This window comes from Streptomyces sp. DH12 (assembly GCF_020873895.1).
Taxonomy (GTDB): domain Bacteria; phylum Actinomycetota; class Actinomycetes; order Streptomycetales; family Streptomycetaceae; genus Streptomyces.
The window spans coordinates 25,447-47,672 of the sequence record NZ_JAHWGT010000003.1; the positions used below are offsets into that span (position 1 = coordinate 25,447).

Genomic DNA, 22,226 nt, shown 5'->3' on the forward strand with positions numbered 1-22,226 from the left:
GCGCGTCTCGGCATCCGTCGAGTGGATGACGGTGCCCGTCATCCACGCAGCCGATCTTTCCGAGGCCGGCGGGGCCGGCGGGGCCGGCGGGGCCGGCGGGATCCGTGGTCCACAGGTGTCCCGCCACCGGATCGCGACCGGTGGCGGGGCACCAGGATGACCGAGGCGGTCAGGCTTTCCTGGTGTACGCGACGAAGGACGCCCACTGGTCATGGCCGAACGACAGCGGTGGCCGCGCCGTGTCTTTGGAGTCCCGCACGTGCACGCTGCATGACTGGGCTGCAACTTCGACGCACTGGCCACCTTCGCCACTGCTGTAGCTGCTCTTGCACCAGGCCAGCTCCTGGATGTCTATCGTGTTCCTGCGGTCCTTCATAGTTCTCCCAGCAACCTCTCGATGAAGACCATCGACTCACGCGGGGTGAAAGCCTGCGCTCGGATGATTCCATACTGCGCTTCGAGGTCACGTACCTGCTTCCGCTCGACGTGAAGACGGCTGACGTTCTGGACCTCCACGTAGGCCACTCTCTGGCTGCTACTGGTCTCCATCAGCGTGAAGGCCCCGCTGAGCCCGGCGTGGTCCTCTCGGTCCAGCGGCATCACTTGCAGCTCCACGTTCCTCTTCTGACCCAGGAGAAGAAGCTGTTCCAGTTGGCCGCGGTGTACGGCACCACCGCCGACAGGTCTCCGCAGCACCGACTCCTCGATCACCGAGCTCATCAACGGCGCCGACCCCCGTGACAAGATCTCCTGCCGGGCCAGTCGCGCGGCGACGCGCTGCTCGATCGTCTCCTCGTCGAGCAGGGGGCGGCGCATGCCGAACACCGCGCGGGCGTACTCCTCGGTCTGGAACAGGCCGTTCACCACGTGCGTGTCGTAGAAGTGCAGCTCGACCGCCTGCGCTTCAACCCGCGCCGCGTCGCGGAAGAAGCTCGGGTACCGGACGCGCGCCACCTCCTCCTTCCGCGCCGCCAGGATGCCCTTCGCGCCCAGCACCTCGTCCGCCTTCTCGATGAAGTGCTCCGTGGGAATGCGGCGGCCCTGTTCGACGGACGCCACCAGAGCCTCGCTGTACCCGAGCCGTTCCCCGAACTCCACCTGCGACAGCCCGGCCAGCGTCCTGAAGATCTTCAGTTGCTTCCCGAAGGACCTCAGTACCTCCGCTCCCGCGTCGTCCCCGTCGTGCTCGCCACTGCCCGTCGGCCCCGCCGGCCGACGTTCCTCCGCCATGCTCCCCACCTCCGTATGCCCGTCGCCGGGGTAACGGATCGACGCCCCGACAGGCCACGCCCCGTACCCGTACAGCGATCGTCCGTACCTGTGGCACCGCTGGTGAGCCCACGGACGGGCCAAGATCCTCGTAGGCATGACGATCGGAACTCCCCCTCCCGCCGCCGGTGCCGTCCGCGAGTTCGCCATGAGGTTCACCTCGACCCCGCGCGGCGCGCGCCTCGCCCGCCGGTTGGTCTCGCACCGGCTGCACGACTGGGGCCACCCCTACGACGGTTCCGTCAACGAGACCGTGACGCTGATCGCCGCCGAACTGACCGCGAACGCCGTGCGTCACGGCCACGTACCGGGTCGGGACTTCGCGTTGCGGCTCCTGGTCGCAGAAGCGGTCGTCCGCATCGAGGTCGCCGATACCCGCGCGGAGCGTCGGCCTTCGTCGGAAAGGCCCTGCCGACCGGGGCCCGACGAGGAGTCCGGCCGTGGCCTGCTGCTCGTCGCCGAACTCGCCGGCCGGTGGGGCGTCGTGCCGCGGACGGGAGCACCCGGCAAGAACGTCTGGGCGGAACTCGACCTCGTCTCGCGGTGAAGCCCGTTACCCGTCCGGCAGCCGGGCGGGAACGTCCGTCCCCTGGTTGGGCGCACCGGCGGCGCACTCCGACGGCGGGGCCCTCCTCTGGGCAGCGCGGTCGGCGGCCGGGTCACATTCGCTCAGGTGCCGTCCTGTGGGAGGAAGTCGTAGTAGTGCTCGCCGCCGACCAGGGCCGAGGTGACGCAGACGGGCAGGCCCCCGCGGATGCGGGGTACCTCCTGGGACGTCATGCGGGTGAAGCCGGCGAGATACCGGGGACATGCGGGTCCGCCCCCGGCGCCGGGGGCGTCGGGGGCGGAGGGGGCCGTGGGAGGGGCCCGTCGGCTGCTGTGCGGGTCAGTCGACGAGCGCCTCGTAGGCGGGCAGGGTGAGGAAGTCGGCGTAGTCGTCGTCCAGGGCGACCTGCAGCAGCAGGTCGTGGGCCTGCTGCCAGCGGCCGGACGCGAACGCCTCCTCGCCCAGTTCGGCGCGGATCGACGCCAGTTCCGCGGCGGCGACCTCGCGGGCCAGCTCCGGGGTGGCGCGCCGGCCGTCCTCGAAGACGACGCCCGCGTTGATCCACTGCCAGATCTGGGAACGCGAGATCTCCGCCGTCGCCGCGTCCTCCATGAGGTTGAAGATGGCGACGGCGCCGAGGCCGCGCAGCCACGCCTCGATGTAGCGGATGCCGACCTGGACGGCGTTGACGAGGCCGTCGTACGTCGGCTTGGCGGCCAGGGCGTCGATGGCGATGAGGTCGGCGGCCTTCACGTCGACGTCCTCGCGCAGGCGGTCCTTCTGGTTCGGGCGGTCGCCGAGGACCGCGTCGAAGGACGCCATGGCGATCGGGACCAGGTCGGGGTGGGCGACCCATGAGCCGTCGAAGCCGTCCGCCGCCTCGCGGTCCTTGTCGGCCTTGACCTTCTCGAAGGCGACCTTGTTGACCTCGGCGTCCTTGCGCGACGGGATGAACGCCGCCATGCCGCCGATCGCGTGCGCGCCGCGCTTGTGGCAGGTGCGGACGAGGAGTTCGGTGTACGCGCGCATGAACGGGGCCGTCATCGTGACCGCGTTGCGGTCGGGCAGGACGAACCGGGCGCCGCCGTCGCGGAAGTTCTTGACGATGGAGAAGAGGTAGTCCCAGCGGCCGGCGTTCAGCCCGGAGGCGTGGTCGCGCAGCTCGTAGAGGATCTCCTCCATCTCGTACGCGGCGGTGATGGTCTCGATGAGGACGGTCGCGCGGATGGTGCCGCGGTCGATGCCGAGGTGGTCCTGGGCGAAGACGAACACGTCGTTCCAGAGGCGGGCCTCCAGGTGCGACTCCGTCTTCGGGAGGTAGAAGTACGGGCCCTTGCCGAGGTCGAGCAGCCGTCGGGCGTTGTGGAAGAAGTAGAGGCCGAAGTCGACGAGGGCGCCCGGCACGGGGCGGCCGTCGACGTGCAGGTGGCGCTCCTCCAGGTGCCAGCCGCGGGGCCGCATGACGACGGTCGCGAGCTCCTCGGCGGGGCGCAGCGCGTACGACTTGCCGGTGCGCGGATCGGTGAAGTCGATCCTCCGCTCGTACGCGTCGATGAGGTTGAGCTGGCCGAGGACGACGTTCTCCCAGGTGGGGGCGGAGGCGTCCTCGAAGTCGGCGAGCCAGACCCGCGCGCCCGAGTTGAGCGCGTTGATGGTCATCTTGCGGTCGGTCGGACCGGTGATCTCCACGCGGCGGTCGTCGAGCGCGGCCGGCGCCGGGGCGACCCGCCAGCTGTCGTCCTCCCGGATGTGGGCCGTCTCCGGGAGGAAGTCGAGCGTGCTGGTGCGGGCGATCTCGGCGCGGCGCTCGGCGCGGCGGGCGAGGAGCTCGTCACGCCGGGGGGTGAACCGCCGGTGCAGCTCCGCCACGAAGGCCAGGGCGGCGTCCGTGAGGACCTCTTCCTGCCGGGGCAGGGGCTCGGCTTCGACGATGGCCAGCGGAGACGGCGCTGGTGCGGACATGAGCTGTCACTTCCTTCAGCGGGCTTGCGAGGGCGGCGGTGCTGGCGGCCGCCGGGCCCATACGCGGGTGGCACGGAGTGCCCCATGAGCCGCGGTGCGGTCGCGGGCGCCTGTGGACTGACAGGTGCTTCTGATCAGTGGATAGTAGTTTCCTCATGGTGGAAGTTCAATGGTTTGTTGATGTCGAGATTCTTTGGTTCGACACAACGTGGCGCTCGGTGCCTCGGCGCGCACGGCGCGTCCGCGCCGCGCCCCCGGGCCCGCCGCGGGCGCGACCCCGGTCCCTACCGCTCCAGCCGCGCCAGATCCGCCTCCGTGTCGATGTCGTACGGGTCGGCCACGTCGTCGCACGGGACGAGGACGATCTCCGCCTCGTGCGCCCGCAGGTAGGCGCGGGCGCCCCGGTCGCCCTCCGCGCTCCGCGCCACCCCCGCCCACCGGTCGGCGCCCAGCAGCACCGGGTGCCCGCGCCTCCCGCCGTACGCCGCCGAGGCCAGCGTCCCGGGCCCGCGGTAGGCCCCCGCCACCCGGGCCATCGCCTCCGCGCCGATCCCCGGCTGGTCGACCAGCGCCACCAGCGCCGCGTCCGCCCCGCCACCCGCCAGGGAGTCCAGACCCGCCCGCAGCGACGAGCCCATGCCCTCCTCCCAGTCGGGGTTGCCGACCAGCACGCACCCCTCCAGCGCCGCCCGCTCCCGCACGGCCCCCTCCGCGGCGCCCAGCACCACGTGCACCACCCCGCAACCGGCCGCCCGCAGCGCGGCCACCGCGTGCTCCACCAGCGGCCGCCCCCGGTGCTCCAGCAGCGCCTTCGGGCGCCCGCCGAGCCGCCGCCCGCCGCCCGCCGCGAGCAGCAGACCGGCGGTCAGGGGCGGCGCGGGCGGGCCGGGTCGGGGCTCGTTCCTCGTCATGCGGTCCATGGGGAAGGAATACCGCACGCGCCCACGCGTGGAGCCGAGGCGCCCCGCTTGGATAGGGTGCGGGTCCGGCACACGAGTGCCGCCGACGTACGCACACGGCGCGCGTGAAGTCCTGTTCAGGAGACATGGGTTGATGAGTGGTGGTCCGCACCATGGGGGAACCGTCTTCCAGCCGCTGGAGGAGGACGACCCGCGCTCCGTCGCGGGGTACCGGCTCGCCGCCCGGCTCGGCGCCGGCGGCATGGGCAAGGTCTATCTGTCGTACACACCGGGCGGTCGCCCCGTCGCCATCAAGGTGATCCGGCCGGACTTCGCCCAGGACGCCGAGTTCCGGCGCCGGTTCGCCCAGGAGGTGCAGTCGGCGCAGCGGGTGCAGGGCCTCTACACCGCCCCCGTCATCGACGCCGACACCGACGCGCGCGAACCGTGGCTCGCCACCGCGTACGTCCCCGGCCCCTCGCTGGCCGACGCGGTGCAGAAGCACGGCCCGATGCCCGTCGACACCGTCCTGCTGCTCGTCGCCGGCGTCGCCGAGGCGCTCCAGGTCATCCACGGCGCCGGCATCGTCCACCGCGACCTCAAGCCGGGCAACGTCCTGCTCGCCTCCGACGGCCCGCGCGTCATCGACTTCGGCATCGCCCGCGCCGCCGACGCGACCTCCCTGACCAGCAGCGGCGTCACCATCGGCACCCCGGCCTTCATGGCGCCCGAGCAGGCGGCCGGCAGCACGGTCACGCCCGCGACGGACGTCTTCGCGCTCGGCCAGGTCGCCGCGTACGCCGCGCTCGGCAGCCCCGCGTTCGGCGAGGGCACCTCGCACGGTGTGCTGTACCGCATCGTGCACGAGGAGCCCTCCCTCGACGGGCTCCCCGAGCGGCTGCGCGAGCTGGCCACGCGCTGCCTCGCGAAGGACCCCGCCGAGCGGCCCTCCGTCGCCGACGTCCTGTCGCTGTGCCACCAGGCGAGCGACCAGACGGCGCTGCGCCGCCCCGACGAGTGGCTGCCGGGGGCCGTCGCCGCCGACATCACCACCCGGGCGGCCGCCCCCGCCCCCGCCGCGGCCACCACCCCGCCCCCGCCGGCCGCGCCGCCCGGCGCGGCGGCGACTGGGCAGCCGGGGCAGCCGGGGCAGGCCGTGGGCGGCGCCGCCGCGCCCACGCACCCGGCCACCGCCCACGCCGCGCCCTCCGCGCCGCCCCAGGGCTTCGGCCCGCCGCAGACCGTGGGCCCCGGCCACCAGCCGACGCCCCCGCCGCACCACCACACGCCCCCGCCGCAGCCCCACCACCAGACACCCGCGCCGCACCCGTATACCCACCCGGTCGTGACCGGAGCCCCGTACGGGCCCGACGGGACCGCGCCCACGCCCCCGGTCCAGCCCAAGCGCAAGTCCCGCGCCGGCCTCGTCGCCGTCGCGGCGATCGTCGCCTTCGCCGTCGCGGGCGGCGCCACGGCGTCGCTGCTGAAGGACCGCGGCGACGGCGGCGACCGCGCGCAGGGCGGCGACCGCGTCTCGACCGGGCCGCGCACACCGTCCGCGAGCACCGGCACCGGCACCGCCGGCGAGGGCGACCAGACCGGTGACGCCACCGGGACCGGCGCCGGCGCCGGCGCGGACGGCTCGGCGGCGCCGGACGGAGGCGCCACGGGAGGCGCCCCCGCAGCGCCGCCGGAACCCGTCGAGTACCAGGGCATCGACCTCACCTCGGGGTACGAGCTGGCCCTCGTCGACCACCCGGTCAAGCCGAAGAAGGACGGCGGTGACCTCCACTACGGCGTCTCCGGCATCTCCACGTCTGGCAGCGGCGGCGGCCGTCTCGTCCTGCTCCGCACCGGCCAGGAGGGCAGCCTGGACACCTGCCTCAAGGAGACCCGCTACGCCAGCGTCATCGACGACGACCAGCTGACGCGCGGCTCGCGGGTCTGCCTGCAGAACGGCGCGGGCGATGTCGCCCTCCTGACGGTCAAGGGCTTCTCCCCGGAGTCGGACCCGAGCGACTACATCAGTCTCGACCTCACGGTGTGGCGGGGCGCGATGGACGGGGAGCAGTCGAGCTGACCGTGACCGGGGAGGCCGATCCGAGGGGCGTGCGGCTCGGTGCCGCCGTCTCCCGGCTGCGGCGGGAACTGGCCGCCGTGCGCGGCGAGTTGCTCGACCGCGGCATCGCGGAGGAGGAGCTCGCCGCGCTCGCCGCGATGGCCGTCGGCGGGCTGCCGCCGGAGCCGCGCCGGCTCCGGCGGTCGCTGCTGCTGGTCGCGGGCGCGATCGGCTCGGTCAGCGCCCTGGCGGCGGCCCTGGGTGCGGTGCGCGAGGCGATCGACGACTTCGGCGACGCCCCCCGCCCCCGTCCCTGTTCCGGCACGGAGCCCGGTCCCGTGCCCTGAAGCGTGGCCTGAGCCGGGCGGGGCGTCGCGATCGTCCGGCCCCAGCCCCATCCCGTCGTCGGGTCCCCGCCCCGGCGCCCGGGGTGGTCCGTAGGTTTCCGCGGTCCGGTCGTGGGGGTCGGGGCCGCGGCGGGTCATCTCCTCGGGGTCGGCGGCCTCGGGTACCTCGGAAGTGAACCCGCTGTCGCCGCCGACCCCTGCGGGGGCGGCCCGCCACGGCCCCTCCCGATGTTGCGGTTCGGCGGTTCGGCGGCTCAGCGGCGCAGGAGGCCCCGGGAGCGGGCCTCCGCCACCGCCGCCGTACGGGACTCGACGCCCAACTTGGCGAAGACGTGCACCAGGTGCGACTTCACGGTGGCCTGGCTCAGGAACAGCCGCCGGCTGATCTGCTGGTTGGACAGCCCCTCGCCGACGAGTTCCAGCACCTCCAGCTCCCGGCGCGTCAGCGTCCGCGCGGGCGCCCGCATCCGGTGCATCAGCCGGTGCGCGACCGCCGGGGCGAGCGCCGACCGGCCCGCCGCGGCCGTGCGCACGGCCGCCGCCAGCTCCTCGGGCGGCGCGTCCTTCAGCAGGTAGCCGCTGGCGCCCGCCTCCACCGCGGCCAGGATGTCCGCGTCGGTGTCGTACGTGGTCAGCACCAGCACCCTCGGCGCGCCGGCGCGCGCCGTGATCGCGGCGGTCGCCGCCGAGCCGTGCATGCCGCCCGGCCCGAACTGCAGGTCCATCAGGACGACGTCCACCCCGCCCGCCGCCGCGCGTGCCACGGCCGCCTCCGCGGTCGCCGCCTCGCCCACCACCGTGAAGTCGGCCTCCGTGTCGAGCACGGCGCGCAGCCCAGCCCGGACGACGGGGTGGTCGTCGGCGAGCAGCAGCCGGACGGTCACGGCGCCCCACCCACCAGCGGCGGCAGGCACGGGGGCGCCACGGGCGGCGGGTCGGGCGGGGCCGGGGCGGGCAGGGGGAGGGCGACCGCCACCGCCGTGCCCTGGCCGGGCGCCGACTCCACCGCGAACGTACCGCCCAGCGACTCGGCCCGCGCCCGCATCGCGGGCAGACCGAAGCCGCCGTCCGCCGAGGGCGCGGCGGGGGAGCCGGGGTCGAAGCCCGCGCCGTCGTCGACGACGTCCAGGGTGACGGAGGCGTCCATGAAGGTGAGCGTGACGCGGGCGCGTCCCGCCCCCGCGTGCCGCACGGTGTTGGCCAGCGCCGACTGGGCGATGCGCAGCAGCGCCACCTCGTACGGCGTGGGCAGCGGGACCGGGGTGCCGCTCAGCGCGAACCGCACCCGAGGGCCGTCCTCCCCGACCGCCGTACCGGGCTCGCACAGCCGCCGCAGCGCCGCCACCAGCGAGTCCCGCTCCAGGTCGGGCGGGGCGAGCGCCCGTACGAAGCGGCGCGCCTCCGCCAGGTTGTCCCGCGCGGCGCGCCGGGCCCGCGCGACGTGGGGCACGGCGGGCGACGTGGGCGGCAGGGCGCGTTCGGCGGCGCCGAGCAGCAGGTGGATGGAGGACAGGCCCTGGGCCAGGGTGTCGTGGATCTCGCGGGCGAGGCGCTCGCGCTCGGCGAGCGTCCCGGCGTGGCGTTCGGCGGCGGCGAGCCCGGCGCGGGTCGACACCAGCTCCTCGATGAGCTGCCGCCGCCGTTCGTTCTCCCGGTACAGCGTCTGGTAGCCGAGGACCGTCGCCACGGCCACGGCGGCCCCGAGCGGCGGCCCCACGAACACGCCCGGGCTGACCGGAGCCCCGTGGGCCACGTGGGCGAGGACCGCCGCTCCCGCCGTCACCGCCACGGCGGGCAGCGCCCGGCGGGCCGGCAGCAGGTGGAGATGGAGGAAGTACAGCGGGAACGCCGCCCACAAGCCGTCCGGCGTCAGCGCCAGCAGCACCAGCCACGTCGCCCCGAGCGCGCCGAGCCACACCGTCGCGGCCGACCGGGAGGCGCGTACGGACCGCAGGGCGGGGCCGGCCCCGTACACCGCGCCCATCAGTGCGGCCGCCCCCGTGACCGCGACCGCGTGCGCCGGATCCCCGGCCGCCAGGGCCCGCACGGCCGCCAGGGCGAGCAGGCCCGCCATGAGCAGGTGCAGGCCGGCGCGCAGCACCCGAGGGGCGGGCACCCGCGAACCGGGGACCGGCGCGCGGGGACTCGGCACGGCCGCGCCCGGGGCCGGGGCGGAGTCCGGGTGCGCGGCGGGCGCGGGGGAGGGGCCGCGGGGGCGGGTACGGGGGCGGGGGCGTGGGTCCATGGCCCGTCCAGCGTAGGCCGCCCGAGTGGGCGCGCCCTCAACCGAAAGTTCGATTCGGCACCCATCCGCGGCGCGATGCCGGGGGCGGGCGCCGCCGACACTCTGGTCGTCATGTTCGTGGCATGGAGGGACCTGAGATTCGCCAAGGGGCGGTTCGCGCTCATGGGTACGGTGATCGTGCTGCTCACCCTGCTCGTCGGGTTGCTGTCGGGGCTGACGGCCGGGCTCGCCCGGGAGAACGTCTCGGCGATCACCGGGCTGCCCGCCGACCGGCTCGCCTTCGGGGCGCCACCGGCCAGCGGGGAGCTGTCGTTCACCGCGTCGGTGGTGCCGGAGGGCGCCTGGCGGGCGTGGGCGGGACGACCGGGGGTGACGGCCGCCGAACCCCTGGGCATCAGCACGGTGAACGCCTCCGCGGGGAAGCGGACGGCGGCGGTCTCCGTCTTCGGTACGCGGCCGTCCGCCGGGATCGCCCCGCGCGGCGACCGGCTCGGCGCCGGGCGGGCGGTGCTGTCCCGGGCGGCGGCCGAGGAGCTGGGCGTACGCCCGGGGGACGCCGTACGCGTGGGGCGGGACCGCCGGTTGACCGTCGCCGCGGTCGAGGGCGACGCGTCGTACAGCCACACGCCGGTCGTGTGGACCTCACTCGACGACTGGCGGGGTCTCGGCGGTCCGGCCGAGGACGGCGCCACCGTCGTCGTGCTGCGCGGCTCCGGCGTCGACCACGCGGCCGGGGACCGGGCGGCGGGAACGCGCAGCCGCACCGTCGAGGAGTCGCTCACCGCGCTCGCCTCCTACCAGGCGGAGAACGGCTCCCTCCAGCTCATGCGGGGCTTCCTCTTCGTGATCTCGGCGCTCGTGACGGGGGCCTTCTTCACGGTGTGGACGATCCAGCGCGCCGCCGACGTGGCCGTGCTGAAGGCCCTCGGCGCCTCCACCGGGTACCTGCTGCGGGACGCGCTCGGGCAGGCCGTGGCGGTGCTCGTCGCCGGCACGCTGCTCGGTACGGCGCTCGCCGCCGGCGCGGGCGCGCTCATCGGCGGCGACGTGCCGTTCGTCCTGGAGCCGCTGACGGTGCTGGGCCCGGCCGCCGTGACGGTCGTGCTCGGACTGCTGGGCGCGGCCCTGTCCATCCGGCGGATCACCGCCGTCGACCCCCTCACCGCGCTGGGGAGCGCCCGATGACCCTTCTCCTGGACGACGTGACGCTGACCTACCCCGACGGCGAGGCCCGGCTGACGGCGCTGGACGCCGTGGGCCTGAGGGTGGGCGCGGGCGAGCTGGTGGCGGTGGTGGGCCCGTCGGGGTCCGGCAAGTCCAGCCTCCTCGCGGTGGCGGCGACGCTGGTGACACCGGACGCGGGCCGCGTGGTCGTGGACGGGGCCGACACCGGGTCGCTCGACCGGTCCGGCAGGGCGGCGCTGCGGCGTGAACGCGTCGGCATCGTCTTCCAGCAGCCGAACCTGCTGCCGTCGCTGACGGCGGTCGAGCAGCTGGAGGTGATGGCGCACCTCGCGGGCCGGCGCGGCCGGGACGTGCGGCGGCGGGCGCTGGAGCTGCTGGACGCGGTGGGGCTCGCCGACCGGGCCGGCCGGCGGCCGCACCAGTTGTCGGGCGGGCAGCGCCAGCGGGTCACCATCGCCCGGGCGCTGGTCAACGACCCGGCGGTGCTGCTGGTCGACGAGCCGACCAGCGCGCTCGACCACGAGCGGGGGGCCGCGGTGCTGGACCTGCTGGCGGGGCTCACCCGCACCCGGGGCACGGCCACGCTGCTGGTGACGCACGACCCGGCGCACCTGGCCCTCGCCGACCGCACGGTCACGGTCCGGGACGGCCGGCTGACGGCCCCGGTGCCGGGGCGCTGAGCGCGGGCCCGGCCCGCCGTGTGCGGCGCCCCGGCCCGGTTCCGCGTGCCGCGGCGGCGCCCGGCTCCGTACGGGGCCGCGTGCCGCGCCCCCGCCTCCCCGGCGAGGGGCGGCGCCGCCGTCAGCCCTGCGGGGCCGTGGTGGTCGTCAGGGCGGTGGAGAGGTCGCGGGCGACCTCCTGGAGGATGGGCACGATCCGGTCCGTGGCCGTCTCGGTGACCCGTCCCGCCGGGCCCGAGATGGAGACGGCCGCCGGGGTGGGGGAGTCGGGCACGGACACCGCCAGGCAGCGCACCCCTATCTCCTGCTCGTTGTCGTCGACGGCGTACCCGGCCGCCCGTACCTGCTCCAGCGCGGCGAGGAAGCCCTCGGGCGTGGTGATGGTCTTCTCCGTCGCGGCCGGCATCCCGGTCCTGGCGAGCAGCGCCCGCACCTCCTCGGGCGGGGTGTGCGCGAGCAGGGCCTTGCCGACGCCCGTCGAGTGCGGCAGCACCCGACGGCCCACCTCGGTGAACATGCGCATCGAGTGCCGCGACGGCACCTGCGCCACGTACACGATCTCGTCCCCGTCGAGCAGCGCCATGTTGGCGGTCTCGCCGGTCTCCTCGACGAGCCGCGCGAGGTAGGGGCGGGCCCAGGTGCCCAGGAGGCGGGAGGCGGACTCGCCGAGGCGGATGAGCCGGGGGCCGAGCGCGTACCGGCGGTTGGCCTGCTGGCGGACGTACCCGCAGGCCACGAGGGTGCGCATCAGCCGGTGGATGGTGGGCAGGGGCAGGCCGCTGCTGGCGGACAGCTCGCTCAGGCCCACCTCGCCCCCGGCGTCGGCCATCCGCTCCAGGAGGTCGAAGGCACGCTCAAGGGACTGCACACCACCGGTCCCGCCCGCGGGCTTGGCGGCGGCGTCGGTGGTGCTGGCGCTGGACGTCGGCACGTCAACGGTCCTTTCGAGGCGGATGGACAAGGCAGCAGCCTACCGGGCCGGTCCGTGCGGCACAGCGTGCGCGTCACGGCATCCCGGCCGGTCAGGGACTGTTTGTCCGTGGTTCCGCGGCCTTGCGCGGGAGGTGCGGTACCCCCGTCCTGTGCGGAGCTACGTTCTTCTCTGTGGAATTGTATTTCCACTTTGTGGAATCTGCCAAGGGGAACTTCGCGCTCCGGGCGGCTCTTGACGAGGGCCGACGGCCGGGTGAAGACTCCTTCAACAGTTCGTTGAAGTTTTCTTGCGGCTCGCCGAAGTGGACGGTCATGACGGAGGTATCGGTAGTGGAAAGAGCGTGGACGTGAACGCGGACGGCAACGCGGTCGTGGACCTGGTGCTGCGCTCGACGCGGGTCGTCACCCCCGAGGGCACGCGCGCCGCGGCCGTCGCCGTGGCGGGCGGCACCATCGCGGCGGTCCTGCCGTACGACGCCGAGCCGCCCGCCGGAGCGCGCCTGGAGGACGTCGGCGACGACGTGGTCCTCCCCGGCCTGGTCGACACCCACGTCCACGTGAACGACCCCGGACGCACCGAGTGGGAGGGCTTTTGGACCGCCACCCGCGCCGCGGCGGCCGGCGGCATCACCACCCTGATCGACATGCCGCTCAACTCGCTGCCGCCCACGACGACCGTGGGGAACCTGCGGGTCAAGCAGGACGTGGCCCGGCCCAAGGCCCATGTCGACGTCGGCTTCTGGGGCGGGGCCCTCCCCGACAACGTCAAGGACCTGCGCCCGCTGCACGACGCCGGCGTCTTCGGCTTCAAGTGCTTCCTGTCGCCGTCGGGCGTGGAGGAGTTCCCGCAACTCGACCAGGAGCAGCTCGCCACCTCCCTCGCCGAGGTCGCCGGCTTCGACGGCCTGATGATCGTCCACGCCGAGGACCCGCACCACCTCGACGCCGCCCCGCAGCGCGGCTCCGCCCGGTACGCCGACTTCCTCGCCTCGCGGCCCCGCGACGCCGAGAACACCGCCATCGAGAACCTGGTCGCGCAGGCCCGCCGGCTGGACGCCCGCGTCCACGTCCTGCACCTGTCCTCCGCCGACGCGCTGCCGCTCCTGGCCGCCGCCCGCGCCGAGGGCGTCCGCGTCACCGTCGAGACGTGCCCGCACTTCCTCACCCTCACGGCCGAGGAGGTGCCCGACGGCGCCACCGAGTTCAAGTGCTGCCCGCCCATCCGCGAGGCCGCCAACCAGGACGCCCTGTGGCAGGGACTGGCCGACGGCGTGATCGACTGCGTCGTGTCCGACCACTCGCCGTCCACCGCCGACCTCAAGACGTCCGACTTCTCGACCGCCTGGGGCGGGATCTCCTCCCTCCAGCTGGGGCTGCCCGCCATCTGGACGGAGGCCCGCCGCCGCGGGCACACCCTCGACGACGTCGCCCGGTGGATGTCCACCGCCCCGGCCGCGCTGGCCGGACTGGACCGCAAGGGCGCCATCGAGGCGGGCCGCGACGCCGACTTCGCCGTGCTCGCCCCGGACGAGACCTTCACCGTCGACCCGGCGCGGCTGCACCACCGCAACCGCGTCACCGCCTACGCGGGCCGCACCCTGCACGGCGTCGTCACCTCCACCTGGCTGCGCGGCGTACGCATAGCCGACCGCGGCACCCCCGCCGAGCCGAGCGGGCGACTGCTCGAAAGGAACAAGTGAATCCCGTGACCGACACCGGCATCCCCCGCCACACCGGCGACGCCAGCCCCTACGGCGGCGGTGACCCGTACGCCGACTACCGCACCGCCGACCTGCCCTTCACCGGTCTCGTCGACCTCGCCGACCGCCGGCTCGGAGCCGGTGTCGTCGCCGCCAACGACGAGTTCTTCGCCGAGCGGGAGAACCTCCTCAAGCCCGGCCCCGCCGAGTTCGACCCCGAGCACTTCGGCCACAAGGGCAAGGTCATGGACGGCTGGGAGACCCGCCGCCGCCGCGGCGTCTCCGCCGACCGCCCCCACCCGACCACCGAGGACCACGACTGGGCGCTGGTACGGCTCGGCGCGCCCGGCGTGGTCCGCGGCATCGTCGTCGACACCGCGCACTTCCGCGGCAACTACCCGCAGGCCGTCTCCGTCGAGGCCGCCTCCGTACCGGGCTCCCCGTCGCCCGAGGACCTCCTCGGCCCCGACGTCGAGTGGACCGTCCTCGTCCCCCGCACCGCCGTCGGCGGGCACGCGGCGAACGGCTTCGCCGTCGACGTGGAGCGCCGCTTCACCCACCTGCGCGTCAACCAGCACCCCGACGGCGGCATCGCCCGGCTCCGCGTGTACGGCGAGGTGGCCCCCGACCCGGCGTGGCTGGGCGCGCTCGGCACCTTCGACGTCGCCGCCCTGGAGAACGGCGGCACCGTCGAGGACGCCTCCGACCGCTTCTACTCGCCCGCCACCAACACCATCCAGCCCGGCCGCTCGCAGAAGATGGACGACGGCTGGGAGACCCGCCGCCGCCGCGACCAGGGCAACGACTGGATCCGCTACCGCCTCGCCGAGCAGGCCGAGATCCGCGCCGTCGAGATCGACACCGCGTACCTCAAGGGCAACAGCGCGGGCTGGGCCGCCCTCTCCGTACGCGACGGCGCGGGAGGGGAGTGGACGGAGGTCCTGCCGCGGACCCGTCTCCAGCCCGACACCAACCACCGCTTCGTGCTGCCCGCCCCCGCCGTCGGCACCCACGTCCGCATCGACATCTACCCCGACGGCGGCATCTCCCGCCTGCGCCTCTTCGGGTCCCTGACGGAGGAGGGCGCCAAGCGCCTCACCGCCCGTCACCAGGAGCTCGGGGGCTGACCACCCCGGGCGCGGGCAGCGACGACACCTGCCCGCGCGGGCGGGGCGGCCGACCCGACAGCACCGGCCGCCCCGCCCGTCACCGCCGCGCGACCCCGCGCCACCGCCCCGCCCCACCCGTCCGGAGTGGTCCGTCGGCGGGAGGGCGCGGTCCCGGTCCCCGCGCGCCGATGAGTTCCGGGCGCCCCGCGGGTCCGATCTGGTGACGGAACCCGCGAACGGCGCTGGTGCCCGGACCCGCGAAAGGCGCTCACCATGGCTCAGCTCACCCTCACCGCCTTCCTCTCCCTCGACAGCGTCATGCAGGCGCCGGGGGGCCGGGAGGAAGACCCCTCCGACGGCTTCGACCACGGCGGCTGGCTCGCCCCCTTCGCCGACGAGGACATGGACCGGTTCATGGCCGAGGTCTTCGACCGCGCCGACGCCTTCCTCCTCGGCCGGCGCACCTACGAGATCTTCGCCGGGTACTGGCCGAAGGTCACCGACCCGGACGACCCGATCGCCGGCCGCCTCAACGCCCTGCCCAAGCACGTCGTCTCCCGGACCCTCGACCGCGTCGACTGGCACGGCTCCCGGCTCGTCGAGGGCGACCTCGTCGAGGCGGTCACCCGGCTCAAGGAGGGCCCCGGCCGCGAGGTCCAGGTGCACGGCAGCACCCGCCTCGCCCGGACCCTGCTCGCGCACGGCCTCCTCGACCGGCTCGACCTGCTGGTCTTCCCCGTCTTCCTCGGCAGCGGCCGCCGGCTCTTCCCCGAGGGCGGCACGCCCACCGCCTTCGAACTCACCGGCCACCGCAGGACGGCGGCCGGCGCGAGCATCCAGACGTACCGCCCCGCCGGCCCCGCCACCTTCGGCACCATCGGCGAGTGACCCGCGGCCGGCGCCCCCCGCTCCGGCCCCCGACACCGAGCGCCGACGACCGGACCCGGCCCGGGCCGGGTCTCGTCCCCGCCCTGCCTCAGGCCGCCGCTGCCAGGCCCGGGACCTCCTCCAGCCGCACGGCCCGCCGCTCCCGGCGCGACAGCTCGCACGCCTCGGCGACGCGCAGCGCCTCCAGCGCCTGCCTGCCGTCGCAGGGGTTGTCGCGCTCGCCCAGCACGAAGCGGACGAACGCGTCGAGCTCCGCCTCGTAGGCCGGGGCGAACCGCTCCAGGAAGCCGGTCCAGGGGTGGGTGGCGGCGGGTGGCCCCAGGGGCTCGGCGGAGGTGATCGGCGTACGGTCGTCCAGGCCGACGGCGAGCTGGTCGAGCTCCCCGGCGAGTTCCATGCGCACGTCGTACCCGGCGCCGTGGCACCGGGTGGCGGTCGCGGTGGCCAGTGTGCCGTCGTCGAGGGTGAGCAGCGCGGCCGCCGTGTCGACGTCGCCCGCCTCCCGGAAGAGCGCCGGGCCGGCGTCGGACGCGGCGGCGTACACGTCGACCACCTCGCGGCCGGTGACCCAGCGGACCATGTCGAAGTCGTGCACGAGGCAGTCGCGGTACAGGCCGCCCGAGAGCGGCAGGTACGCGGCCGGCGGCGGGGCGGGGTCGGAGGTGAGGGCGCGCACCGTGTGGAGCCGGCCGAGCCGACCGGCGCGCACCGCCTCGCGGGCCGCCCTGTACCCGGCGTCGAAGCGGCGCATGAAGCCCAGCTGGAGCGGGGTGCCGGCGGCGGTGACGGCGCGCAGGGCGCGGAGCGTGGACGGCAGGTCCGCGGCGATCGGCTTCTCGCAGAAGGCGGGCAGGCCCGCGCGGGCGGCGCGGGTGAGAAGGTCGGCGTGGGCGGACGTCGCGGAGGTGATCACCACGGCGTCGACCCCCCAGGTGAAAATCTCGTCGACCGTGGGCGCGACCGTGGCGCCGACCGCCCGGGCGAGCCGTCCGGCCCGTTCGACGTCCACGTCGGTGAGGACCAGACCGCCCACCCGTGCGTGCCGACTCAGCACCTTCGCGTGGAAAGTGCCGATACGCCCGGTTCCGATCAATCCGATACGCATGTCCCAAAGTGGGGCACGGCGGAACCGCCGTGTCAAGCAGGTGTCCTGACAACCGGACGTCCTGACTTCCCGCCGCCCGGGGACGCGGCTACGCTCCCTGCGTGCCCAAGCAGCCCAGCGACCGCACCGGCTCCGCCGCCGCACTGCCGCTCGCCGTGGACCGCACCAGTCCCGTACCGCTCTACTTCCAGCTCTCCCGGCAGCTGGAGGCCGCCATCGCGACCGGCGCGCTCACCCCCGGCAGTCTGATCGGCAACGAGATCGACCTGGCCGACCGGCTCGGCCTCTCCCGCCCCACGGTCCGCCAGGCGATCCAGGCGCTCGTCGAGAAGGGCCTGCTCGTCCGCCGGCGGGGCGTCGGCACCCAGGTCGTGCACGCCAAGGTCAGACGCCCCCTGGAGCTCAGCAGCCTCTACGACGACCTCGAGGCGGCCGGGCAGCACCCCACCACCCGCGTCCTGGACCACCGCGTCGAACCGGCCGACGCCCGCACCGCCGCCGCCCTGGACGTGCCCGAGGGCAGCGAGGTGCTCCGCGTCGAGCGGCTGCGCAGCGCCCGCGGCGAGCCCGTGGCCAGGCTCCGCAACCACCTGCCCGCCGGGGCGGCCGACCTCGACGCCGCCCGGCTGGAGTCCACCGGCCTCTACCGGCTGTTGCGCGCCGGCGGCGTCACCCTGCACAGTGCCCACCAGTCCATCGGCGCCCGCGCCGCGACCCGGCACGAGGCTGCGCTGCTCGACGAGGCGGAGGGCGCCCCGCTGCTGACCATGGAGCGCACCACGTACGACGACACCGGCCGCCCGGTGGAGCTGGGCTCCCACCTCTACCGCGCCTCCCGCCACTCCTTCGAACTCCACCTCCTGGCCCGCCCGTAGGGGCCCGCCCGGAAGGTCCCGGCCGGCCGGCGGCGCCCCGGTGGGTGGCCCCGGCGGCGACATGCCGGATACTTGGCCAGTCGGTAAGGGGCGAAACGCCCGGTCCGGCAGTGGCACGGACGGCACGGGGCAGCGAGAAGGGGCGACGAGGTCGTGGCAAGGGTTCGGACAGGACTACGCGCGGTGGCCGCCGTGTTGGCGGCGGCACTCGGCATGACCCTCACGGCCTGCAGCGCCACGGGCGGCAAGCGCGCCGAGGACGCCCGCAGGGCGGCCGCGGAGGCCGCCGAGGGCCGGGCCAACGTCACCACGCCCCGCTGGACCGTGGCCATGGTCACGCACTCCGGCGACGGCGACTCCTTCTGGGACATCGTGCAGAAGGGTGCCCGCCAGGCCGCCGCGAAGGACAACATCGACTTCCTCTACGCGCACAGCGACGAGGGCCAGCAGCAGGCGCAGCTCGTCGACTCCTACGTCGACAAGAAGGTCGACGGGCTCATCGTCACCCTCGCCAAGCCGGACGCGCTGAAGGCGTCCGTGGCCCGCGCCGTCGCCGCCGGCATCCCCGTCATCACGGTGAACTCCGGCTCCGCCCAGTCCAAGGCGTTCGGCGCCCTCACCCACATCGGGCAGGACGAGACCGTCGCCGGGCAGGCCGTCGGCGACGAGCTGGACCGGCGCGGCCGCAAGAAGGCCCTGTGCGTCCTGCACGAGCAGGGCAACGTCGGCCACGAGCAGCGCTGCGACGGCGTCCGCGAGACCTTCGGCGGGCAGCTGCAGAACCTCTACGTCGACGGCACCAACATGCCCGACGTGCAGGCGTCCATCGAGGCCAAGCTGCAGAGCGACCCGACCGTCGACGCCGTCGTCACCCTCGGCGCGCCCTTCGCCGACGCCGCCGTGCAGGCCAAGCGCACCTCGGGCTCCCGCGCCGAGGTCGACACCTTCGACCTCAACGCCAAGGTCGCCGCAGGACTCGGCAGCGGCGACCTCGGCTTCGCCGTCGACCAGCAGCCCTACCTCCAGGGCTACGAGGCCGTCGACCTGCTGTGGCTCTACCGCTACAACGCCGACGTCCTCGGCGGCGGCCGCCCCGTCCTCACCGGACCGCAGATCATCACGCGCCAGGACGCCGCCGCCCTCGCGCAGTACACCAAGCGGGGCACCCGGTGACCGCCGCCGCGCCGCCCGCCGTCCCCGACCGGGACGAGCGGCTGACCCCCGCCTCCCCGCTGCGCAGGCTGCTGGCCCGCCCCGAGCTCGGCTCGGTCGTCGGCGCCGCCGCCGTCTTCCTCTTCTTCGCGGTCGTCGCCGACGGCTTCCTGCGCGCCGCCAGCTTCGGCACCGTCCTGTACGCCGCGTCGACCATCGGCATCATGGCCGTCCCCGTCGCCCTGCTCATGATCGGCGGCGAGTTCGACCTGTCCGCCGGTGTCCTCGTCACCACGGCCGCGCTGGTCTCGTCGATGGCCAGCTACCAGCTGACCGCCAACGCCTGGGTCGGCGTCGCCCTCTCCCTGCTGGTCACGCTGGGCATCGGCTGCTTCAACGGCTTCGTCCTCACCCGCACCCGGCTGCCCAGCTTCATCGTCACGCTCGGCACCTTCCTGATGCTGACCGGGCTGAACCTCGGCCTCACCAAGCTCATCAGCGGCACCGTCTCCACCAAGACCATCGCCGACATGGAGGGCTTCGACTCGGCGCGGGCCCTGTTCGCCTCCGAGGCGACCCTCGGCGGCGCCACCCTCAAGGTGACGGTCCTGTGGTGGTTCGGCCTCGTCGCCGTCGCCACCTGGATCCTGCTCCGCACCCGCTTCGGCAACTGGATCTTCGCGGTCGGCGGCAACGCCGAAGCGGCCCGCGCCGTCGGCGTGCCCGTACAGCGCACCAAGACGCTCCTCTACATGGGCGTCGGCTTCTGCGCCTGGGTCTCCGGCCAGCACCTGCTCTTCTCCTACGACGTCGTCCAGTCGGGCGAGGGCGTCGGCAACGAGCTGATCTACATCATCGCCGCGGTCATCGGAGGCTGCCTCATCACCGGCGGCTACGGCTCGGCCGTCGGCGCCGCCGTGGGCGCCTTCATCTTCGGCATGACCAGCAAGGGCATCGTCTACGCCGAGTGGAACCCCGACTGGTTCAAGTTCTTCCTCGGAGCGATGCTGCTCCTCGCGACCCTCCTCAACGCCTGGGTCCGCAAGCGCGCGGAGGCCACCTCATGACGACCGCCCTCGTGGAACTCGACGGCGTGAGCAAGCACTACGGCGGCGTCCGCGCCCTCCAGGACGTCTCACTGCGGGTCCACGCCGGGGAGATCACCTGCGTCCTCGGCGACAACGGAGCCGGCAAGTCCACCCTCATCAAGATCATCGCCGGGCTGCACCGCCACGACTCCGGCACCCTGCGCGTCGACGGGGAGGAGACCGCCCACTCCTCCCCGCGCGAAGCCCTCGACCTGGGCATCGCCACCGTCTACCAGGACCTCGCCGTGGTCCCCCTGATGCCGGTCTGGCGCAACTTCTTCCTCGGCTCCGAGCCCACCACCGGCAAGGGCCCCTTCAAACGCCTCGACGTGGCCCGCATGCGGGCGACCACCCGCGCCGAGCTGCTGCGCATGGGCATCGACCTGCGCGACGTCGACCAGCCCATCGGCACCCTCTCCGGCGGCGAGCGCCAGTGCGTCGCCATCGCCCGCGCCGTCCACTTCGGCGCGAAGGTCCTCGTCCTGGACGAGCCCACCGCCGCGCTCGGCGTCAAGCAGTCCGGGGTCGTCCTCACCTACGTGGCCGCCGCCCGCGACGCCGGCCTCGGCGTGGTCCTCATCACCCACAACCCCCACCACGCCCACCTCGTCGGCGACCGCTTCGTCCTGCTCAAGCGGGGCGCCATGGCCGGCAGCCACACCCGGGACTCCGTCACCCTCGACGAGCTCACCCGCCAGATGGCCGGCGGGAGCGAGCTGGAGGCGCTGCGCCACGAACTGGAACGCGCACCCGCGGCTGGCAGAATCGAAGACGGCGGGCACCGTCCGCCGCCGGACCCGCGGCGCGGCCGGCCCACCGACCCGCAGGGACGACAGGACCCGTGAGCACGCACCGCGACACCCCCCGCGTCCCGGAACGCGGCACCGTCCTGCGCACCGTCGGCAGCCGCGAACGCCGCTCCCACCTGAGCGCGCCCCGTGTCCCGACCGTCGGCATCGACATCGGCGGCACGAAGGTGATGGCGGGCGTCGTCGACGCGGACGGCGGCATCCTGGAGAAGATCCGCGCCGAGACCCCCGACAAGTCCAAGAGCCCCCAGGTCGTCGAGGACACCATCGTCGAGCTCGTCCTCGACCTGTCCGACCGGCACGACGTCCACGCCGTCGGCATCGGCGCCGCCGGCTGGGTCGACGCCGACCGCAGCCGGGTCCTGTTCGCCCCGCACCTCGCCTGGCGCAACGAGCCCCTGCGCGACTCCCTCCAGGCGCGGCTCGCCGTCCCCGTCATGGTCGACAACGACGCCAACACCGCCGCCTGGGCCGAGTGGCGGTTCGGCGCCGGCCGCGGCGAGGACCACCTCGTCATGATCACCCTCGGGACCGGCATCGGCGGCGCCATCCTGGAGGACGGCCGCGTCAAACGCGGCAAGTACGGCGTCGCCGGCGAGTTCGGCCACATGCAGGTCGTCCCCGGCGGCCACCGCTGCCCGTGCGGCAACCGCGGCTGCTGGGAGCAGTACAGCTCCGGCAACGCCCTGGTCCGCGAGGCGCGCGAACTGGCCGCCGCGGACTCCCCGGTCGCGTACAACATCGTGGAACGCGTCAAGGGGAACGTCCCCGACATCACCGGCCCGCTCATCACGGAGCTGGCCCGCGAGGGCGACGCCATGTGCGTCGAGCTCCTCCAGGACATCGGCCAGTGGCTGGGCGTCGGCATCGCCAACCTCGCCGCCGCCCTCGACCCCTCCTGCTTCGTCATCGGCGGCGGTGTCAGCGCCGCCGACGACCTGCTGATCGGCCCGGCGCGGGACGCCTTCCGCCGCCACCTCACCGGCCGCGGCTACCGCCCCGAGGCCCGTGTCGCCAAGGCGGAGCTGGGTCCCGAGGCGGGTATGGTCGGGGCGGCCGACCTGGCCCGGCTGGTCGCCCGCCGCTTCCGCCGCGCCAACCGGCGCCGCGTCGAGCGCTACGAACGGTACGAACGGTACGCGCAGGTCCTCCGCCCCGGCGGCGGACGCACCACACGTGCCCGCGGCACCACCGAGGAACCAGGAGCATGAGCCCCACCGCCGACTCCCGCACCGACCACCCGACCCCCGACCAGGACCGGACCGAGGGCCGGGGCCAGGGCGGGGCCGACGACCAGGACCGGGCCCGGCACCGGACCGGCTCCCGGTCGGCCCGGCCCGCCGCTGGGGCCGCCGGCCCCCCGGGCGAGACCCA

21 protein-coding genes are annotated in these 22,226 nt (G+C 74.7%); 13 read left to right on the plus strand and 8 right to left on the minus strand.

Going from position 1 to position 22,226, the window contains the following annotated elements; genetic code table 11:
- Positions 1-169: 169 nt before the first annotated feature.
- On the minus strand, positions 170-376 hold the full coding sequence (locus LPA54_RS03310) for a DUF397 domain-containing protein (protein ID WP_228973556.1): 207 nt from the start codon (positions 374-376) through the stop codon (positions 170-172).
- Complete coding sequence (locus tag LPA54_RS03315; protein ID WP_228973557.1) at positions 373-1,230, minus strand: helix-turn-helix transcriptional regulator; 858 nt, start codon at positions 1,228-1,230, stop codon at positions 373-375. The genes LPA54_RS03310 and LPA54_RS03315 overlap by 4 nt, the downstream gene beginning before the upstream one ends.
- A gap of 136 nt (positions 1,231-1,366) precedes the next feature.
- Here LPA54_RS03315 and LPA54_RS03320 point away from each other — a divergent pair, with 136 nt between their 5' ends.
- Positions 1,367-1,816: an ATP-binding protein gene (locus LPA54_RS03320; protein WP_228973558.1), complete on the plus strand. Its 450-nt coding sequence runs from the start codon at positions 1,367-1,369 to the stop codon at positions 1,814-1,816.
- A 339-nt stretch (positions 1,817-2,155) separates the two neighbouring features.
- Here LPA54_RS03320 and aceB read toward each other — a convergent pair whose 3' ends face one another.
- Together aceB and LPA54_RS03330 are read right to left on the minus strand one after the other, a co-directional pair.
- Positions 2,156-3,778, minus strand: a complete 1,623-nt coding sequence (gene aceB / locus LPA54_RS03325; RefSeq protein ID WP_228973559.1) for a malate synthase A — start codon at positions 3,776-3,778, stop codon at positions 2,156-2,158.
- A gap of 284 nt (positions 3,779-4,062) precedes the next feature.
- Positions 4,063-4,689, minus strand: a complete 627-nt coding sequence (locus LPA54_RS03330) for an NTP transferase domain-containing protein (protein WP_228973919.1) — start codon at positions 4,687-4,689, stop codon at positions 4,063-4,065.
- Positions 4,690-4,831: 142 nt separating this feature from the next.
- Between LPA54_RS03330 and LPA54_RS03335 the strand changes: the two genes are divergently transcribed.
- Positions 4,832-6,757 (plus strand): serine/threonine-protein kinase, encoded by a 1,926-nt coding sequence (locus tag LPA54_RS03335; protein ID WP_228973560.1) that lies wholly within the window; start codon positions 4,832-4,834, stop codon positions 6,755-6,757.
- Positions 6,758-6,759: 2 nt separating this feature from the next.
- Positions 6,760-7,083 (plus strand): DUF5955 family protein, encoded by a 324-nt coding sequence (locus LPA54_RS03340; RefSeq protein ID WP_228973561.1) that lies wholly within the window; start codon positions 6,760-6,762, stop codon positions 7,081-7,083.
- 254 nt (positions 7,084-7,337) lie between these two features.
- Here LPA54_RS03340 and LPA54_RS03345 read toward each other — a convergent pair whose 3' ends face one another.
- Both LPA54_RS03345 and LPA54_RS03350 read right to left on the minus strand, forming a co-directional pair.
- Positions 7,338-7,967 carry a response regulator transcription factor gene (locus LPA54_RS03345; protein ID WP_228973562.1) on the minus strand — a complete coding sequence of 210 codons (630 nt, stop codon included), beginning with the start codon at positions 7,965-7,967 and terminating at the stop codon, positions 7,338-7,340.
- On the minus strand, positions 7,964-9,157 hold the full coding sequence (locus tag LPA54_RS03350; protein WP_228973921.1) for a sensor histidine kinase: 1,194 nt from the start codon (positions 9,155-9,157) through the stop codon (positions 7,964-7,966). Before LPA54_RS03350 ends, LPA54_RS03345 begins: the two co-directional genes overlap by 4 nt.
- A 282-nt stretch (positions 9,158-9,439) precedes the next feature.
- Between LPA54_RS03350 and LPA54_RS03355 the strand changes: the two genes are divergently transcribed.
- Positions 9,440-10,513 carry an ABC transporter permease gene (locus LPA54_RS03355; RefSeq protein ID WP_228973563.1) on the plus strand — a complete coding sequence of 358 codons (1,074 nt, stop codon included), beginning with the start codon at positions 9,440-9,442 and terminating at the stop codon, positions 10,511-10,513.
- Positions 10,510-11,193 (plus strand): ABC transporter ATP-binding protein, encoded by a 684-nt coding sequence (locus tag LPA54_RS03360; RefSeq protein ID WP_228973564.1) that lies wholly within the window; start codon positions 10,510-10,512, stop codon positions 11,191-11,193. The genes LPA54_RS03355 and LPA54_RS03360 overlap by 4 nt, the downstream gene beginning before the upstream one ends.
- A gap of 121 nt (positions 11,194-11,314) precedes the next feature.
- Here the strand turns inward: LPA54_RS03360 and LPA54_RS03365 are convergent, their stop codons facing one another.
- The gene (locus LPA54_RS03365; RefSeq protein ID WP_228973565.1) at positions 11,315-12,124 is read right to left on the minus strand and encodes an IclR family transcriptional regulator; all 810 of its coding nucleotides are present in this window, start codon (positions 12,122-12,124) and stop codon (positions 11,315-11,317) included.
- Positions 12,125-12,473: 349 nt separating this feature from the next.
- On the opposite strand from LPA54_RS03365, the gene allB reads away from it, so the two are divergent.
- The 3 genes from allB to LPA54_RS03380 all read left to right on the plus strand — a co-directional run bounded on the left by allB (position 12,474) and on the right by LPA54_RS03380 (position 15,823).
- Positions 12,474-13,826, plus strand: a complete 1,353-nt coding sequence (allB, locus tag LPA54_RS03370; RefSeq protein ID WP_228973923.1) for an allantoinase AllB — start codon at positions 12,474-12,476, stop codon at positions 13,824-13,826.
- A gap of 5 nt (positions 13,827-13,831) precedes the next feature.
- Positions 13,832-14,953 carry an allantoicase gene (gene alc, locus LPA54_RS03375; protein ID WP_228973566.1) on the plus strand — a complete coding sequence of 374 codons (1,122 nt, stop codon included), beginning with the start codon at positions 13,832-13,834 and terminating at the stop codon, positions 14,951-14,953.
- Between the two features lie 255 nt (positions 14,954-15,208).
- The gene (locus LPA54_RS03380; protein ID WP_228973567.1) at positions 15,209-15,823 is read left to right on the plus strand and encodes a dihydrofolate reductase family protein; all 615 of its coding nucleotides are present in this window, start codon (positions 15,209-15,211) and stop codon (positions 15,821-15,823) included.
- Between the two features lie 88 nt (positions 15,824-15,911).
- Here the strand turns inward: LPA54_RS03380 and LPA54_RS03385 are convergent, their stop codons facing one another.
- Positions 15,912-16,928, minus strand: a complete 1,017-nt coding sequence (locus LPA54_RS03385; protein WP_228973568.1) for a Gfo/Idh/MocA family oxidoreductase — start codon at positions 16,926-16,928, stop codon at positions 15,912-15,914.
- Between the two features lie 155 nt (positions 16,929-17,083).
- Here LPA54_RS03385 and LPA54_RS03390 point away from each other — a divergent pair, with 155 nt between their 5' ends.
- From LPA54_RS03390 to LPA54_RS03410, 5 genes are all read left to right on the plus strand, one after another.
- Positions 17,084-17,803: a GntR family transcriptional regulator gene (locus tag LPA54_RS03390; protein WP_308112797.1), complete on the plus strand. Its 720-nt coding sequence runs from the start codon at positions 17,084-17,086 to the stop codon at positions 17,801-17,803.
- 153 nt (positions 17,804-17,956) lie between these two features.
- On the plus strand, positions 17,957-18,976 hold the full coding sequence (locus LPA54_RS03395; RefSeq protein ID WP_228973570.1) for a sugar ABC transporter substrate-binding protein: 1,020 nt from the start codon (positions 17,957-17,959) through the stop codon (positions 18,974-18,976).
- Positions 18,973-20,022: an ABC transporter permease gene (locus tag LPA54_RS03400; protein ID WP_228973571.1), complete on the plus strand. Its 1,050-nt coding sequence runs from the start codon at positions 18,973-18,975 to the stop codon at positions 20,020-20,022. Before LPA54_RS03395 ends, LPA54_RS03400 begins: the two co-directional genes overlap by 4 nt.
- A complete protein-coding gene (locus LPA54_RS03405) occupies positions 20,019-20,888 on the plus strand; it encodes an ATP-binding cassette domain-containing protein (protein WP_228973572.1) in 870 nt (289 codons plus the stop codon). The genes LPA54_RS03400 and LPA54_RS03405 overlap by 4 nt, the downstream gene beginning before the upstream one ends.
- A complete protein-coding gene (locus tag LPA54_RS03410; RefSeq protein WP_228973573.1) occupies positions 20,885-22,063 on the plus strand; it encodes an ROK family glucokinase in 1,179 nt (392 codons plus the stop codon). Before LPA54_RS03405 ends, LPA54_RS03410 begins: the two co-directional genes overlap by 4 nt.
- Positions 22,064-22,226 lie beyond the last annotated feature (163 nt).

Excerpts from the sequence above, each read along its gene's own strand:
- LPA54_RS03310 (WP_228973556.1), bottom strand. The coding sequence starts at position 376 with ATGAAGGACCGCAGGAACACGATAGACATCCAGGAGCTGGCCTGGTGC.
- LPA54_RS03315 (WP_228973557.1), bottom strand. The coding sequence starts at position 1,230 with ATGGCGGAGGAACGTCGGCCGGCGGGGCCGACGGGCAGTGGCGAGCAC.
- LPA54_RS03320 (WP_228973558.1), top strand. The coding sequence starts at position 1,367 with ATGACGATCGGAACTCCCCCTCCCGCCGCCGGTGCCGTCCGCGAGTTC.
- aceB (WP_228973559.1), bottom strand. The coding sequence starts at position 3,778 with ATGTCCGCACCAGCGCCGTCTCCGCTGGCCATCGTCGAAGCCGAGCCC.
- LPA54_RS03330 (WP_228973919.1), bottom strand. The coding sequence starts at position 4,689 with ATGACGAGGAACGAGCCCCGACCCGGCCCGCCCGCGCCGCCCCTGACC.
- LPA54_RS03335 (WP_228973560.1), top strand. The coding sequence starts at position 4,832 with ATGAGTGGTGGTCCGCACCATGGGGGAACCGTCTTCCAGCCGCTGGAG.
- LPA54_RS03350 (WP_228973921.1), bottom strand. The coding sequence starts at position 9,157 with ATGGCGGGCCTGCTCGCCCTGGCGGCCGTGCGGGCCCTGGCGGCCGGG.
- LPA54_RS03355 (WP_228973563.1), top strand. The coding sequence starts at position 9,440 with ATGTTCGTGGCATGGAGGGACCTGAGATTCGCCAAGGGGCGGTTCGCG.
- LPA54_RS03360 (WP_228973564.1), top strand. The coding sequence starts at position 10,510 with ATGACCCTTCTCCTGGACGACGTGACGCTGACCTACCCCGACGGCGAG.
- LPA54_RS03380 (WP_228973567.1), top strand. The coding sequence starts at position 15,209 with ATGGCTCAGCTCACCCTCACCGCCTTCCTCTCCCTCGACAGCGTCATG.
- LPA54_RS03385 (WP_228973568.1), bottom strand. The coding sequence starts at position 16,928 with ATGCGTATCGGATTGATCGGAACCGGGCGTATCGGCACTTTCCACGCG.
- LPA54_RS03405 (WP_228973572.1), top strand. The coding sequence starts at position 20,019 with ATGACGACCGCCCTCGTGGAACTCGACGGCGTGAGCAAGCACTACGGC.